We start from the raw sequence: 16,706 nt of genomic DNA, 5'->3' as shown, positions 1-16,706 counted from the left end.
GACGGTCAAATATTACAATTTGATTACGAAAAATATTAATAGTTGGGGGTGATGAGGGGTGTTACAACGTCTGAAAAACAGAAAGGACGTTCCCCTCGAAGAACAGGTCCGTGCTGTTCAGCATGGGGATGAAGATGCCCGTCATCATCTGTTGTCGAGCTATCAACCTTTCATAGCAACATCAGTATCGAAGGTTTGTAAACGTTATATAGACCCTGAACGTGACGATGAATTTAGTGTAGGTTTTATGGCTTTTAACGAAGCGATTGATTCTTACTCTGAAGAGAAGGGTAGTTCCTTTTTAACGTTCGCACGTCTCGTTATTACACGAAAGGTTATTGATTACATTAGAAAAGAATCAGTTGATGTAACAACAGTCTCGCTTGATCAATCAGATGATGAAGAAGAGCAAACGAATGCAGCTGATTGGAGGCTTTCTCAAGTTTCTAAAGATGCATTTGAAGAAGAGCAAGTAGCTTGGTATCGTCAAATGGAGATCGAAGAGTATAATCGTAAATTGGAAGAATATAAGTTATCTTTCTCAGAATTAGTCTCTGTCTCTCCTAAACACCAAGATGCTAAAGAATCGGCTAAAGAAGTTGCTCGATTCGTCTATGAGAATAAAGAGTTTAGGGAATATGTCTTAACTAAAAAACGATTACCTATTAAAAAGATTGAACCCCATGTTAATGTCAGCAAAAAGACAATCGAACGTAATCGTAAATATATTCTCGCTGTCTTTGTTTTACTTGTAGAAGACTTTACTTATTTAAAAGAGTATGTACAGGGGGTGAATGAATGAAGAAGGGAGTTGTCGTTGAAGCGAAGCGAAGACATTATATTATGCTGACGCCGGATGGGTCTTTTTATAAGGCTAAAATTGACCAAGGAGTCCAAATTGGTGAAGAGGTTAGTTTTACGCCGATAGAAGAAAAGTCAGTTGTGGCTTCAGCTTTAAACTTACTTCAGTCGCGAAGTCAGTGGAAAGCACTAGCAATGGTAGTATTATGTCTCGCTTTGATTTTCCCATTCTTTACTTGGTTCAACCAAAATGAAACTCATGCCTATGCTTATATTAATTTAGATATTAATCCGAGTATTGAGTTTACGGTTGATGATTCATACGACATTATTGATGCTGAACCTTTAAATGATGACGGTAGTAGTATGCTGAGTGAAATAGGTGATTATAAAGGGGAATCGCTAGAAACAGTTTCATCAAGTGTCATTTCGTTAAGTCGAGATTTAGGATACTTAGATAATGACCGACAAGTCTTACTAGGCGTTAGTTATGTAGATCAAGTTGATGAGAGGCAATTATTAAATTCATTATCCAATCAATTATTAGATGAATTTGATCAAGACATAAATATAGCGTCGTTTGAAGTTTCAAAAGACTTAAGAGATGAAGCGATTAAGGAAAATACCTCAATGAATGTTATGTATGCAACTGAAGTACTATACGGAGATTCACGTGAAGAACAAGAAGACCAAGGTGAAGCAGTAGTCTCTGAACAAGTTAGTACAGATGACGAAACTGGTGAGCAAGAAAATAAGTCTGAACATAATGAACGGATTGAAGAAGTTTTGGCACGATTTTTAGATCGAACAAATCGTGATGAGTTACCACCAGGGTTAAAGAAAAAAATCGATGAAGATCGCTTAGAGAAACTATTAGAAGAAGCTGATCGCGAACAAGATGATGAGCAAGAAGATCGTTCAAATGAAGAAGATTCAAATAACGATGAGCGAGAAGAACAAGCAGATGAGAAAAAAGAAGAAAAAAGTAATAATGGAAATAATGGAAAGCAACAAAGAAATGAAAACCAGGGAAATGGAAACGGAAACGGAAACGGTAATAATAATGGACAGTCACAAGATGAAGATGAGTCCAATAAAGATGACGAACACCCTGTATTTGGAGAAGATGGTCCTCCCGGTCAACGTGACGGGGATGACCACCCTGGCCAAGGGAAAGGCAATAATGGTTTCACACCACCAGGGCAAGATGATAACTTTGTCCCACCAGGTCAACAAAAAAAGAATGATGATTAATGAGTATATGAGTAATAAAAACCACTGGATTCACTAGAATTCAGTGGTTTTTAGTGTCATGGCGAGAATTTGATGCTTAACTGTCGCTAACTTTAATAGTATAATATTAACAATATTAATCGTCAGGAGAATACTATGACACGTAACCAAAAGTTAAGGGAACGTTTTTTAAAAACACGTTTTCAAAAAGTGCTATTAGGGGTATGTATACTTATTATACTTGCTGTAATAGCGGTCTATTATTTTTATACAAATCATCCTGCTATGCAATACGCAGAAATTGAACAAAATACCGTTGAACAGCTAACACAATACACTGATCAATATACGCAAGAAGAGCATAAGCTAATGAACTCATTATCAAATACACCTTCAGAAGCAGGTTTTGTTATAAAAGGTAATGTCAACTCAAGTAGTGGAGGCCGCCAACTAGATACGATCAGAAGTCTGTTATTATCATCAGAAATAAGTGGGACACGCTTTTTGTCCCCAAATACAAGTGAAGTTGGTTATAATTTTCAGTTGGAAGCAATGGGGATTCACTTGATGGATGGTATACTTTATCAAAATGACAGTTACACACAGTTAAAAGCTGATTGGCTTCCTCGTGTTTATGGAGTGAAAAACCGTCTTGAACTCCCTAATGCTGAGGACTATTTTTTAGAAGTTCCTAAATGGTATGACGCACAAAGTAATTGGTTTGAACGTCATTCAATAACTCAAAGTTCTGATCGATATGGTCTCATGTTTGCTCAACTCATTAGTAATTTAAATTTTGATGTTGAAGACTTATCAGGGGATCAACGAAAACTTACAGTTGAATTGCCTGAACAAGAAGCAAATTCGTTTTTATCAGAAGTCGTTGAGAACGTTGAAGCAAATGATGAAGTTAACCAAGACTTGTTAAATACAATTGAAAAGGTTCAAGTAAAAGATGATGTACTATACGAAGCAACGTTTAGCGATCAGTTCGTTGAAAATCGAGAGTTATTTGCTGTCATTCAGTATGAGGAAGACTTATATGACGTTCATTTAAGCTTTAATACCTTCTTACAGAATCACAGCTTCGAAACTGAACTTGTTCTAAAAGTTCAAAGTCAGGATCGTCAACAAGACTTTGAAGTTCGTCACACATCAAGCGGTGTTGAGGAAGGCAATCAGCTAAACATTGAGCAAAACGCCTTCGTACAATACGAATTTAACGGAGAGTATGATGCAGCAAGGTTAAATTGGCATACAATTCACGAAGACGGATTAAAACAAACAAATTTTGAATTATATTTAGCTGATGACACGACCCAAAATCCGTTACAAGGTAAGTTGACGAATGAGTATCAACATAGTGACCAAAGAGGTGTGCATAACACATACATTAATTTAATTATTGATGAAGAGTTGTTAGGGCAACGGGACATTCCATTTAACGAAATCGAATTATCAATAGAAAGAGATATAAACTTTGTAGACAATGTTGATGTACCAATTATAGAAGAAGAGGAAACACAATGGATTGAATGGGACACTCTATATGAACTCGAAAGGCTGTATCAACAAGCTAAGTCAATCGCGACTGACGAAGTTGATGAACTCATTAGAGAAATGTGGCCATTTTAGTATAGAAAGGGGAGGGGAACTTGATCTTTACTTACAGTTTGTTTGAGTTAAAACGAATATTAAAATCACCCGTTCTCCTCCTTTTTGTCATTAGTTTGCCGATTGCTATAGTTTTAATTGTTGGGATGGTGATCTATCAGTCTGTTCAATCAGAGTTAGAAGACGTTTCGTTAATCGTTATAGATGAAGATCAAACGTTTGAAACAAATACGTTAATACAACAATTAGAAAATGATGAAACTTTAGCTGAACATGTTGAATTTCTTCGCAAAGATGGAGTTGTAGATGATTATGTCGGTCAGCAAAATGTCGCAGCGATCATCCGTGTTCCTGAAGGCTTTACTTCACAGTTAAGAAGCGGTGTAAACGAACCTATAGATGTTTATTTAAATGAGCGTCAGCCATTTGCTTCACAACTTGGTTACTTACTGTTAAAGAGTGGACAAGATTATATTACAGCTGCCCAAAGTGGTGTTAATACGGTTAATCATTATTTAGGTTCACAGATGTCTGATGATGAACGTCGTGATCTAGTACAACAAATGACTGTACATTTCACTCTATTAACATTAGGTAGAAACAGTTTATTTGTTGAGCATAATTTAGCTGAAATGAACACTTTATCTTGGGAGCAACAAGCCTATGTGGGAGTAGTATCGCTTTTATATGTTTTAACGCTTCTCTTCTTTAACTTTCTTTTCAAACCTAAGGCTTGGCACGGGATTGAAGAAAGGTTTACTATAATTCGATTAACCGAATGGAAACGGTCCGTATCTGAATTCATTGTTCTATTTAGCATGAGTATTTTGTACATGATTATATTTGCTTTAATTATTCCAAACTTAGTAACGGAAATAAACATGTTTTTATTGCTTGTGCAGTGGGGGACGATTGCAGCTATTTTTTGTCTTTTATACTTACTGTTAGATCGTGTAATTAAAGTGCCAGCCTTCACATTAATGATTTTTAGTTTCCTTAGTATAGGCTTATTATTTATTAGTGGTCTTATTTTGACAAACGCCTTTTTACCAGAATGGGCACAGAGCAGTGTAGCTTATATTATGAACCAATCGTTTTATACCATAATTAATGTAGGCGAAATTCCGATCATTGAATGGCTTGTAATGGGAGCAGTAGTCTTTTTACTGTTTATACTGTTATGGCTTGGGACAAGAAGGGGTGAGGCTTTAACATGATCTTATGGAAATCGATATTAACGAAAAAAACGACACTGTTACTCCTCATTCTAATGCCAATCATATTGTTAATTAGCATCTCATTGTTTCAGCAAACAGCCGACGATTTTCGTGTATCGGTACAAGTTGTAGACCCTTATGAACAGAGTGAGTTCAATGAGTTGATGGAAAGAGTAGATGAACCAGAGCCTTTCTCAGTTCAAGTAAATAATGAATTAGACTTACAAAGCTTGGCAAGGGGTGATGTAGAGGCGATTTTTGTTGTTGAAAATAACTTTGAGAAGAAAGTTCAAAACGGCAACATAGATGAGTTGTTCACGTGGTATCGATATGATCACAGTATTGTTGACGGTCTGTTTAAGGAATATATTGCGGCGACGTTAATGGAAACAGTTGTTCGTCATGAAGCAGCACGTTATGTAACAGATGAACTTGAGCAAGTTAGTAGGCAGGAAGTGTTTGATTTTGGACTTCGTTATTTTGAACCGGATCCATTATTCCAAATGAACTTTCAATCTTATGGGCATGGCAGTCAAGTTGATGAGCGTCATGAAGTGAAACATGGTCCTATACTTTTATTTATTTGGGCATACATATGGCTACTTATAATTTATTTTACATCGTTTATTGACCAATATCGTGAAACACAATTACTGAACCGATTGTCGGTCTATACGTTTGGAAAGGTGAAGTTATATCGAAGCTGGTTGACGTTAATGCTTGTGCTGATTAGTGTTTTATTAAGTGGAGTCGGTCTAATAAGTTCACAAATGAACATTCAATTGGAAACAAATGCTCTTATGAGTTTATTTTTCCTTTGTATTATTTCTGTGTTATTGTTATTAATCTTTAATTTGCTGTTAAAGAACCGTAAGACGTTTTTAGCGTTAACTATTATGTATTGGATCGTCTCTATTGTAATGTTTATGTTAGTCGATTGGCAGATCGTTGATGAAGCATGGTGGGGTTATTTCTTAATTCCAGTGTGGCTAAGTTGATGGAAAGAGGTGTAAGTTTATGCTTCAATTAAATAACATCATATATAAAAATAAGAACAAAATGATATTGAATGGTATATCAGCTGAAGTAAAGCAAGGAGATTCAATTTGTTTATTCGGCCCAAATGGTGCAGGGAAATCAACATTATTAAAAATGTTGGCTGGTTTAATTGAGCCGGATCAAGGTGTTTATAAACAAGACAAACTCACGTCTAAGCCTGTTGGATATATCCCACAACAACTAGCGCTCTTTCCTAATATGACAGTAAAAGACCACTTATCCTTCTACAAAAAAATGACGAAACAAAAAGACCGTGAATTTATCGAAGCGATGTCGAATGCGCTAAGTTTAAATGAGATAAAAAAGAAAAAAGTTGAAGAGTTAAGTGGAGGGATGGCTAGAAAATTAAATTTAGCAGTCGGATTAATTCATGAACCTGATATCATCTTTTTAGACGAAGCATTTGTCGGTGTAGACTTAGCAGCGAAACATGATATGTTGCAATGGTTACGTCTACTTAATGAAGATGGGGTGACAATTGTTTTAATTACACATGATTGGCACGTCATCCATCATTTAGCTAAAACGTTGTGGGTATTAGAAGATGGACGAATGGTTGATCAATTCTCAATTGAAAACTTACCACAAAAAGCTGAGGAATATAAGTTGGTTGATAGCCCATTAAACAAGATGTTTGCAGTACAAAATTAATATAGTAATAAATGGTAATATAACTTCGACACGAAGAAGCATATTATTTTACGTCCCTTTCCATACTAAGACTAGATTAATGAGGAAAGGAGGCTGGAATATGCGCTTTTGGGTAGTTCCGTTCATGCTTGTATTATTTTTAGCAATGGCTGCTTGTCAACCTGGAGATACTAACTTAATGGGTGACAATCAAACAGGTAACCAACAATCAGGTGACAGAACAGGTCAACAAGATGGTCAAATGAATGTAACTGATCGTCAAGGACAAATGGATCGCCAAGGCGACCGTATGGGTCAACAAGGTGGTCAACAAGGCAACCAAATGGGGACTGGAACAGGTACAACTGATCGTAATAGAGGTCAAGATGGTATGATGCGTTTTGACGTTGCAGAAGAAGCAGCAGATGATGTAACAGACCAAGTTGATGAAGTGAGTCAAGCATATGTAATGACTGGAGATAACAATGCATATGTGGCAGTTGTACTTCATAATAATGATAATGGTACTGACGATTTAAGTGATGAAGTAAAAGAAGAGGTTGCAGACGTTGTTAATTCGACTAAGCAAGATTTAAATAATGTATACGTCTCCGCTAACCCTGATTTCTTCAACATGGTCAATGATTATACGCAACGTGTCAATGAAGGGGATCCAATTGAAGGATTCTTCGAAGAGTTCAATGCGATGTTAGATCGTGTTTTCCCTAATTTAGAACGTTAATAATTTTTAGAAGATGGAGCTAATAAGTAGCTCCATCTTTTTGCATACTTGAGCGCTGATTAATTCGATCGAGCGCCGATAAATTTGTCTGAACGCTGATAAAAGTTGACGAGCGCCGATAAAGTTCATCTGAACGCTGATAAAATTTTGCAAGCGCTGATAAATCATTCTGAGCGCTGATAAATTCACCACATAAACAATCGTCAAAAAAGGTGGAGGTTTCATTGAATAGCTCTTATGAAAAATTGAAGGAAAGTTGCTCACTTGTTGGCTTGGAGCCTGAACCATTTAAAATAATTACAATTGATCGTGAAGAACTTGACTTATTACAGGCAAAAGGTTATCAAAAACGACTGTACCAGCCTAAGAAAACAAGTCGTGAGCACTACGTAGCAGAGATGTTCGATCAAATAGATAAGACCGCATACATAAATGAAAGCAACGATCAAATACTTAATTTACTGATTTTAGCTCACTCATTTGGGCACTCTCACTTTTCACACTATAACAAGTACTTAAAGGACCAGGCAGAAAATATGAGGAAGAAACTTTTCCACCATCGCCGTATATTTGATGAGGCAATAAGAATATATGGTTATGCAGAAGTTGTTTCATTTTTATCTAAAATGAATGAGCTTTTTGATTTAATTCATGTGACAACATTAAATTTAGACAGCTTAATCAACAGACTGAATTTATGCAGACACAAAAGAGAGCTTGCTAATATGGTGGCTAATGAAGCGAAATACTTTGAAGCAGTAAGTCAAACGAAAATCATGAACGAAGGCTGGGCTACGTATCATCAAATACCATTAATTAAAAAGGCAGGATTAATGAATTTAGAAATTGGTTTAACCGAGTTACAACTTTATGAGCGGCCACGTTATGGGTTGAATTTATATAAATTAGGTAAAGCGATGTGGGAGGAGGTTGATCCTAACAAAAGTGGGAATGTTGTAAAAACTTATCGTGACGCACATTTTATTAATCGCTATTATAGTGAAGCTATACATAATGAACAAAAAATCGCCTTTGTTAAAGGGAAGCAAATCGAATCAGACTATATTAAAGTAAAACAGCAACTTATTCATTCAGCTTTATACAACGGAAAGGTCAGAGTGCAGGTCGATGATGCTTTATCCGATTCAACCGAAAGCTTAACGATTAGGTTTCAACCAAGCCCAAATAGTAGTAAGCAAATATCTAAGTTGAAAGGTGTCATGCGGAATTACTTTAAAACTAAATTATATATAAAGCCAAATCCTGTAAAGATATAAGTCAAAAGGTTGATTAGGAAACGAGTTACAGTAAGGTTTTGGTTAATTATAAGTCATTTATACTGTGAATCAAGACTTAATTTTTATGTAAATATTGATAATATAACGTTGTTTTTTGTCGAAGCCTATGCTAATCTAAAATTAATATTTTATTGTGAAAATTCATGTAAATAAGGAAACTCTTGTTGGATTTTAGGGGGATTAGCATGGGAAAGAATGGGCAGAAGAAAGTGAAGTTACCAAAGGATAAAAAAGAGAAAAAGAGTCAAAAAAAGTCAAAACGTAAAGGTACCTTACTTAACATGTCAATTGGAAAAAAGTATGGTCTCGTTTTTGCTATCACATTATTATTATTTTCTGCAGCTTCAGGGCTTGTTTTTCTACAAGCGTACTTGTCTGACCAGACGATTAATGAGCAAGTAGAGTTAAGTGAAGAAGCGATTACCGTAGGGGAAATGGCTTCTGTCTTTAATGAAAAAGATATAATGATTAGTGATTATGTGCTTTTGAAAACTAATAATTATGTCAATGGTTATAGAGATCTAAATGAAGAGTTTATTGCTTTAGAAGAACAGGTGCGCCCTGGTTTAAGTAGTGAACAAAACGCCATGATGGATGAAATTATGACTAACAATGAACGCATTACTGAAATAGTTAATGATGAAATTGTTGTCGCGATCGGTAACCGTGATGAACAAGATGCATTAGGTTCAAGGGCTGTAGTCACAAGCCTTCGAGGAGATACAGTGGACATGCTTCAGGAACTTAGAGGTATGGTTGTGCAAGACTTTAATGCTTCTGCTGTTGAGACGAGAAATGCGATGTTTCAAATTCAAGCATACTTAGTCGCTGGCTTAATTGCCTCTGTCATTATAGCGATTATTTTACTAACGATTATAAGCCGTAACGTTAAAAAGAATATTAACTCTGTCGTTAAAGTTGCAGACCAAATTGCAGAAGGTGACTTATCAGTAAATGATGTGAATTACAAAGGCCATGATGAAATTGGCAGTCTTGCTAACTCAATGAACACAATGAAAGCAAACCTTCAAAATATTATTGGTAAAGTTTCAGACGCTTCTGGTTCACTGACGAACCAAAGTGAGTTAGTAAACCGTTCGGCTCAAGAAGTGAGTGAAGGTAGTGAACAAATTGCATCAACTATGCAAGAGTTATCATCAGGTTCTGAAACTCAAGCTCAAAGTGCTTCATCCATTTCTGAAATGATGGATCAATTAGTGAAAAAGGTGCAAACGTCTTATGAAAATGGAGACAATGTGTCACATGCCTCAGAAGAAGTCTTGTCAATGGCTGACGAAGGCCGTGAGCTAATGACGCAGTCAGTATCACAAATGCAACAAATCCACTCTATAGTTGAAGATTCAGTTGAAAAAGTTAAAGGGTTAGACAAGCAATCTAATGAAATTTCAAAACTTGTACAAGTAATTGAAGATATTGCTGAACAAACAAATCTACTTGCGTTAAACGCTGCAATTGAAGCAGCAAGAGCTGGTGAGCACGGTAAAGGGTTTGCAGTTGTAGCGGATGAAGTGCGCAAATTAGCAGAACAAGTAAGTCACTCAGTTGGTGATATTACAACTATTGTAGATTCAATTCAAACTGAATCGAAAGAAGTGACGAAATCATTAGAGTCAGGATATACAGAAGTAGAAGAAGGTTCTGAACAAATTAAAAATACACAACAAAGATTCATTAAAATTAATGATTCAATTAACGAAGTTGTTGGTAAAATTCAAGAGATTACATCTAGCTTGAAAGAAGTTATGAACGATAGTCAAGAAATGAATAAATCAGTAGAAGAAATTGCTTCAATATCTGAAGAGTCAGCAGCTGGTGTTGAAGAAACCGCTGCATCAGTAGAGCAAGCTCATAGCTCAATGGATGAGATCACAAGAGCAGCTAACGATTTATCTAAACTAGCAGACGACTTAGATGGTCAAGTTCAGAAGTTTAAACTATAATTAAACAAGTAAACATCAATATAGCATTATAAGTTTTTGCAAGATATAATGAAAAGAGGCTGTATAAATATGCAGTCTCTTTTCTTACATTTAATATAAACAAGATTTAATAATTGGGGGATCTTAGTTGGAACGGTTATCAAGATACATAGAAATTTTCTTAATTGCAACCCGCTTAGGTTTCACATCTTTTGGTGGACCAGTCGCTCATTTAGCCTACTTTCAAGAAGAATATGTCCAAAGGCGTAAGTGGCTTTCAGATCAAATGTATGCCGACCTCATAGCATTATGTCAATTCCTACCTGGTCCAGCTAGTAGTCAAGTTGGTATATCTATTGGAATGTTACGTGGAGGTTTAATCGGTGGTTTATTAGCGTGGATTGGCTTTACTTTACCATCAGTGCTTATACTTACGATCTTTGCTTGGTACGTTATTCAACTAGACCTAGCTGATGCAGTATGGATCGGTGCTCTAAAAGTTGTAGCAGTAGCGGTAGTGGCACATGCCGTTTTGAATATGGGGAAAAAGCTTGCACCTGATTTACCCCGTATAGCCTTATTAGTAGGTTCTGCTACGGTGTTACTCTTATTTCCATTTGCAATAACACAATTAGTCGTAATAGCGTTAGCGGCATTAATCGGTGCGATTTATTTTAAAAATATAGCTAAGCCTAATGAAGCAGAAACGGTTATGACCTTCTCTAAGAAGTTAGGCGCTATTTCTTTATCAATTTTTGTAGCGTTATTGGCGTTGTTGCCAATTATTAATCACTTTTATAACCATATTTACATAGAGTTGTTTGATATCTTTTACCGAGTAGGTTCAATTGTTTTCGGTGGAGGTCACGTTGTCTTACCATTGCTTGAGCGTGAACTTGTCCCAAGCGGTTTAATTAGTGAAGACATGTTTTTAGCAGGTTATGGTGCAGCTCAAGCGATTCCAGGACCACTCTTTACATTTTCGAGCTACTTAGGAACGATTATTCATGGTATACCAGGTATGTTAGTAGCAACGATTGCTATTTTCTTACCATCCTTTTTACTGATTATTGGAATACTGCCGTTTTGGCAACAGTTACGTCAGATGAAATATGTAGGAGCTGCACTACTTGGGGTTAATGCTGCTGTTGTTGGTATTTTAATAGCTGCGTTTTATCATCCGATCTTTACGAGTGGAATTATGACAGAGTTAGATTTTGCTGTTGCTTTGTTAGGTTTTAGTTTATTACAATTTTGGAAACGTCCAGCTTGGCTTGTCGTAATTATCGTCGTTGTCGTATATATTTTATTAAGTCTCTTAATGTAGGGGTGTTAACATGCGTATTGTATCGATTTGTCCAAGTAATACTGAGATTTTAGCTTATTTAGATGCGATCGATTTACTCGTTGGTGTAGATGATGATAGTGATTGGCCACAGTCGATTACTAAACTTCCAAGAGTGGGGCGGGATTTAAATATTGATATAGATAAAGTGAAAGCATTACAGCCAGATTTAGTGTTAGCCTCTTTAAGTGTTCCAGGTATGGAGAAGAACATTGAGCGGTTAGAAGAAGAACAAATGCCGTATATCATTTTAGATCCTAATTCATTAGATGAAATAGCAGATGACCTTTTAACAGTAGGGAAGAAAATTGGAAAAGAACAAAAGGCGCAACAAGCTTATGATGATTATTATCAAGTGATTAATGAGTACCGTACAATTGCTAATTCAATTCCTAATAAAAAGAAAATCTACTGGGAATGGTGGCCGAAACCGATTTTTACACCTGGGCAGAAAAACTGGCTGTCTTATATAAGTGAGTTAGCTGGGGCGTCAAATGTCTTTTCAGACTATGAAGAAGCTAGTATTCAAGTTGAGTGGGATGAAGTCATTCAAAGAGATCCTGATGAAATTTGTATGGTGTGGGTTGGGGTGCAAGAGAAGAAAATGAACCCAGACATTTTGAAAAAACGTGAAGGAGCAAACCAGCTTAGAGCGGTTCAGAGTGATCAAATTCACATATTAGAGGAGTATTTGTATTGCAGACCATCCCCTCGCTTGTTAGAAGGATTAAAGAAACTTGCTCACTTACTGCATCCAACATATTATCCAGCGTCTTGATCAACTGTAGAGGAATAACAAGAGAGAAGGTATAAGCAGTGGGAAATATAGAAACAGCAGTTAACTATTCAGAAGAACAGACGAGATATACAGCCATTAAAAATGGCGCTGTAGCTGGCTTTCCAATCTTTCTAGGGTATTTACCGATTGCCATTGCTTACGGCGTTCTAGCAAAGCAATCAGGGTTAACCACCTTTGAAACAACGATGATGAGTGTGCTTGTTTTTGCTGGGGCCGCTCAGTTTATGGCAGCGAATATGATTGCACAAGGAGCCTTGTTTTTACAAATTGTTGTGGCAACGTTCGTGCTAAACTTTCGTCACTTTGTCATGAGTATGTCGTTTATGAATAAAATACGAACATTGCCTCTTAGGTCAAAGTTTGGTCTATCATTAGGTCTTACTGACGAAACGTTCGCTGTCTCATCTTTAAATGGAGAGGAATCAAAAAAACAACACGGTATGTATTTCTTTGCTTCACTAATTTTAGTTGCTTATTTTTCATGGGTGTTTGGAAGCTTCCTAGGTGCAATTATTGGAGATGCGTTGCCAACTACATTAAGTGACAGTATGGGAATAGCGCTTTATGCAATGTTTATTGGTCTACTTGTACCATCTGTAAAAAAAGAATGGCGAGTCGGGATTATTGCCATTTCTGCTATGTTAATTAATTACATATTAATGGAACAAGTTGGTCTGGAAGTTGGCTGGGCAATTGTAGTATCGACTATATTAGCTAGCTTTCTAGGAATTGTGCTGTTAAAGGAGGAAGAAGCATGATTATGGCAACGATTATTGGGATGGCCATTGTAACTATGGTTCCACGATTCATCCCAGCTTTTATTATGGAAAAGATCTCGCTAAGACCTTGGCTCAATCGTTGGTTAAATGCGATTCCTTTTGCAGCATTAGGGGCATTGGTATTCCCGGGTATTATGACGGTTATCCCAGAACAACCATGGATTGGATTGCTAGGCGGTTTAACGGCAACCATTATTGCATTATTTAATTTAAATGTTATCTTTGCTGTAGTGGGTGCAATTTTAACGGTATTTTTATTAACTATGTAGCTGTAAAGGTGGGGTTGTATGGTCAAGGTTAGAAAAGCAACTGTGATCGACGCAGAGCAAATAGCAAGCGTACATGATGAAACATGGAAATTAACATATGAACCAATTATACAAGAAGATGACTTACAACAAGTTACTTCATTTGAGAATAGAAAAATTATGTGGGAAACGACTTTACGCTCATCTCATCACCATGTGTTCGTTGTCGAATCAACTGAAGGAGACATTGTTGGATTTATTTCAGGTGGTAAGTCACGAACAGAACATACGCAGCTTGATGGCGAAATTTATGACATTTATATTTTGCCATCTCATCAACGAAAGGGATTCGGTCAAAAGTTGTTGTACACATTTATTCAAGAATGTGAAGAATTAGGTTATGAATCATTGTTAGTTTGGATTTTAACTGATAATCCATATGGTCAGTTTTATGTTCGATTAGGAGCAAGAAAAATCGAAGCAGATAACGTTACGATAGGAAAAGGTACTTATGAAGAAACAGCATACGGCTGGGAAGACTTAGAACAGCTAAAAGGAGCTCTTGCCTCTTCAGAAGTTCAATAATCCGTTTAAACATCCTTCTTTATGGGCACATTTATACTGACAATCAGAAAATGTTCTCTTAAGGAAGGGTGTTTTTTATGACGAAGATGGCAGTATTTTATTATAGTTCAACTGGTGCCAATTATAAAATGGCTCAATGGACAGAAGAAGCGTTAAAACAGGCCGGTGCAGAAGTTAAGTTAGTTAAAATTCCTGAGACGGCACCAGAAGAGGCGATCGCTCAAAACCCAGCATGGAAAGATCATTATGACAGTACGAAAGATGTACAAGAAGCTCAAGTAGAAGACTTAGAATGGGCTGACGGTTTTATTTTTAGTTTACCGACTCGATTCGGTAACGTTCCAGCACAAGTAAAACAATTTATGGACCAAGCAGGTGGCCTTTGGATGGAAGGCAAACTTGCTAACAAAGTTGTAAGTGCGATGACAACAGCTCAAAATGCACATGGTGGCCAAGAGCAAACCATCATGCACTTTTACACATCAATGTACCATTGGGGTGCTATTATTGCACCACCTGGTTATACGGATGATTCGATCTTTGCCTCAGGAGGGAATCCATACGGGACGAGTGCTCAAGTGGATGGAGAAGGGAATTTACAAGATGATGTGGAGCAAGCTGTGAAGCATCAAGCGAAGCGAACATATGAAATAACTCAAAAAATCTCGCAATAAAATCAAAGCCTTTGCTATAACAATGTAGCAGAGGCTTTTTTAATTAATTTTTCAAAAGATTTGTTTAAAAACCCCCACAAAAACACCAAGCCTATACGTAATGATGTAGCAAATAAATAAAACAAAGGGTGAGCAGATGAATTCAAAAAAATTATTCTACTCGTTAACTGCAACAACATTAACAGGTTCGCTATTTTTGAGCCCATTAGGAATTACAGCTAATGATGAAGATGCAGAAGAAGTAGACACAGAAGAGGTTGCAGAACAACAGCAATCCCTAGAAGAGCAATTATTTACATACTACACGATGTTATCAAATGAGTTAGCAGTTGCCATTGAACAAGGTGATGGAGAGTTAGCACAAAGTATTTTAGAATGGTCAGTAGAAGAATTAGAGCAAGCATTTGAGGCTTATCAAGCTGGCGATTTAGAGAGTGCTGAAGCCCACCTTGATGCGGTCGTAACCGTATTAGAAGAAGCAAATGAACACCGTGAAGAAGAAGGGTACGAAGAGGAAGAAGGCTTAGAAGAAGACGATGAAGAAGGTTCAGAAGAAGACGAAGAATCAACTGAAGAAGATGAAGAGTCATCTGATTCTAAGCAAATTGGCCAAAACGTACTATCATTAGCTAAAGCAATGGAAGATAAGAAAAATCCAGTAGCGAAAGCAGCTTTAAAACGTAATATTGAGCGTTCTCTTGAACGTTTAGAAAACAAATATAGCGAAGAAGAAGTCGAAAGCTTGCTTGAACAATTAAACGAGATTACTGATGAATTTTCAGAAGAAGGAAATGAAAATGACGATGAATCAGTAGAGGAAGATTCATCTGAAGAGTCTTCTAATGAAGAACAAGAATCTTCTAATGAAGAGTCTGAAGAAACAGATCAATCAAGCAAAGAAGATGAAGTAGAAGCTAATAAGGAAGACCGTTCTAATGATGGTGGTCCTGGTAATAGTGATCAAGCACCTGGTCAAAACAAAGACCGCGGTGGTCCTGGAAACAGTAATGGCAAAGGTCCTAACAATGGTGATGGACCAGGCAATGGAAACGGAAACGGAAACAGTAACGGTGGACCTGGTAATGGAAATGGCAATGGCAATGGAGGTCCAGGTAACGGTAACCGTTAATGAATTTGGTGAACCTTTGTGTTCTTACACAAAGTTCATATACACCTCTCTCCCAACAAGAGGAATTAGCCCTGACGTATCATAACGTCAGGGTGTTTTTTTACATATGATGTATAAGAAAGACCCTCATAAGAAAACTCCCGAAATTTAAACTTTTTCTTAAAAAGCACAAACACATTAGTACACTAAATGAATAAATTACATTAAAGGTTCAGAAAATTGTTGCAATTCGAAGTGAAATTTAGGATAATAGAAAAAAGGAGTAAGGGGGAAGGGACATGAAGAATCAAGTTACCTCTTATGTACTAATTAGATATCAGTTTCCGAAAACGATCGCGATTAAAGCTAGACGTGAAGTTCCATATGAATTTAAACTAGCTTCAAGATTGTTGCTTGATGAAATGGTATTCGAATTTAATAAACATCGACTTGAAGAACAAATTAATGATGCAATTGACCAACAAGACATTGAACAATTTAATGCATTAAGTGAGCAATATGCGAAGTATGTTAAATAAATAAGTATCTACTGAGACTAAAAGCTGCCATTAAACGGCAGCTTTTTCTTGTTTTTGCTATATTACAATTCACATAGTTGTATTATAATGGGGAC

At 36.6% G+C, this 16,706-nt stretch carries 17 protein-coding genes; all 17 read left to right on the top strand.

Annotation, left to right across the window (positions count from 1 at the left end):
* Nucleotides 1-58 precede the first annotated feature (58 nt).
* The 17 genes from sigI (at nt 59) to AHA02nite_RS07650 (ending at nt 16,611) form a co-directional block, all read left to right on the top strand.
* Nucleotides 59-802, top strand: coding sequence for an RNA polymerase sigma-I factor (gene sigI / locus AHA02nite_RS07730; protein WP_146816016.1), 744 nt, complete (start codon nt 59-61; stop codon nt 800-802).
* Nucleotides 799-2,055 (top strand): anti-sigma-I factor RsgI family protein, encoded by a 1,257-nt coding sequence (locus AHA02nite_RS07725; RefSeq protein ID WP_146816014.1) that lies wholly within the window; start codon nt 799-801, stop codon nt 2,053-2,055. The genes sigI and AHA02nite_RS07725 overlap by 4 nt, the downstream gene beginning before the upstream one ends.
* Before the next feature lie 135 nt (nt 2,056-2,190).
* Entirely contained in the window at nt 2,191-3,669 is a 1,479-nt protein-coding gene (locus AHA02nite_RS07720; protein ID WP_146816012.1) for a hypothetical protein, read from the top strand.
* A 20-nt stretch (nt 3,670-3,689) separates the two neighbouring features.
* A complete protein-coding gene (locus AHA02nite_RS07715) occupies nt 3,690-4,865 on the top strand; it encodes an ABC transporter permease (protein ID WP_146816010.1) in 1,176 nt (391 codons plus the stop codon).
* Nucleotides 4,862-5,863, top strand: coding sequence for an ABC transporter permease (locus AHA02nite_RS07710; protein ID WP_146816008.1), 1,002 nt, complete (start codon nt 4,862-4,864; stop codon nt 5,861-5,863). Before AHA02nite_RS07715 ends, AHA02nite_RS07710 begins: the two co-directional genes overlap by 4 nt.
* Nucleotides 5,864-5,882: 19 nt before the next feature.
* Complete coding sequence (locus tag AHA02nite_RS07705) at nt 5,883-6,575, top strand: ABC transporter ATP-binding protein (RefSeq protein WP_146816007.1); 693 nt, start codon at nt 5,883-5,885, stop codon at nt 6,573-6,575.
* A 100-nt stretch (nt 6,576-6,675) separates the two neighbouring features.
* A complete protein-coding gene (locus AHA02nite_RS07700) occupies nt 6,676-7,296 on the top strand; it encodes a YhcN/YlaJ family sporulation lipoprotein (RefSeq protein WP_170236018.1) in 621 nt (206 codons plus the stop codon).
* Nucleotides 7,297-7,520: 224 nt separating this feature from the next.
* Nucleotides 7,521-8,573, top strand: coding sequence for a SpoVR family protein (locus tag AHA02nite_RS07695; RefSeq protein ID WP_146816003.1), 1,053 nt, complete (start codon nt 7,521-7,523; stop codon nt 8,571-8,573).
* 206 nt (nt 8,574-8,779) lie between these two features.
* Nucleotides 8,780-10,555 carry a methyl-accepting chemotaxis protein gene (locus AHA02nite_RS07690; RefSeq protein WP_146816001.1) on the top strand — a complete coding sequence of 592 codons (1,776 nt, stop codon included), beginning with the start codon at nt 8,780-8,782 and terminating at the stop codon, nt 10,553-10,555.
* Nucleotides 10,556-10,682: 127 nt separating this feature from the next.
* The gene (gene chrA / locus AHA02nite_RS07685) at nt 10,683-11,861 is read left to right on the top strand and encodes a chromate efflux transporter (protein WP_146815999.1); all 1,179 of its coding nucleotides are present in this window, start codon (nt 10,683-10,685) and stop codon (nt 11,859-11,861) included.
* A 10-nt stretch (nt 11,862-11,871) separates the two neighbouring features.
* Nucleotides 11,872-12,657 carry a cobalamin-binding protein gene (locus AHA02nite_RS07680; protein ID WP_146815997.1) on the top strand — a complete coding sequence of 262 codons (786 nt, stop codon included), beginning with the start codon at nt 11,872-11,874 and terminating at the stop codon, nt 12,655-12,657.
* A gap of 38 nt (nt 12,658-12,695) precedes the next feature.
* Entirely contained in the window at nt 12,696-13,436 is a 741-nt protein-coding gene (locus AHA02nite_RS07675) for an AzlC family ABC transporter permease (RefSeq protein WP_146815995.1), read from the top strand.
* The gene (locus AHA02nite_RS07670; RefSeq protein WP_146815993.1) at nt 13,433-13,726 is read left to right on the top strand and encodes an AzlD domain-containing protein; all 294 of its coding nucleotides are present in this window, start codon (nt 13,433-13,435) and stop codon (nt 13,724-13,726) included. The genes AHA02nite_RS07675 and AHA02nite_RS07670 overlap by 4 nt, the downstream gene beginning before the upstream one ends.
* A gap of 18 nt (nt 13,727-13,744) precedes the next feature.
* The gene (locus AHA02nite_RS07665; RefSeq protein WP_146815991.1) at nt 13,745-14,290 is read left to right on the top strand and encodes a GNAT family N-acetyltransferase; all 546 of its coding nucleotides are present in this window, start codon (nt 13,745-13,747) and stop codon (nt 14,288-14,290) included.
* A gap of 77 nt (nt 14,291-14,367) precedes the next feature.
* Nucleotides 14,368-14,964 (top strand): NAD(P)H:quinone oxidoreductase, encoded by a 597-nt coding sequence (gene wrbA, locus AHA02nite_RS07660; RefSeq protein ID WP_146815989.1) that lies wholly within the window; start codon nt 14,368-14,370, stop codon nt 14,962-14,964.
* Nucleotides 14,965-15,100: 136 nt separating this feature from the next.
* Nucleotides 15,101-16,093 carry a hypothetical protein gene (locus tag AHA02nite_RS07655; protein WP_146815987.1) on the top strand — a complete coding sequence of 331 codons (993 nt, stop codon included), beginning with the start codon at nt 15,101-15,103 and terminating at the stop codon, nt 16,091-16,093.
* Between the two features lie 278 nt (nt 16,094-16,371).
* Nucleotides 16,372-16,611: an IDEAL domain-containing protein gene (locus tag AHA02nite_RS07650; protein WP_146815985.1), complete on the top strand. Its 240-nt coding sequence runs from the start codon at nt 16,372-16,374 to the stop codon at nt 16,609-16,611.
* The last annotated feature ends 95 nt before the right edge of the window (nt 16,612-16,706 follow it).

Origin of the sequence: Alkalibacillus haloalkaliphilus (assembly GCF_007991275.1) — a bacterium.
Taxonomy (GTDB): Bacteria; Bacillota; Bacilli; order Bacillales; family Alkalibacillaceae; genus Alkalibacillus; species Alkalibacillus haloalkaliphilus.
The sequence above is the reverse complement of the archived record's forward strand: the minus strand, read 5'-3'. Positions and strand labels throughout refer to the sequence as shown.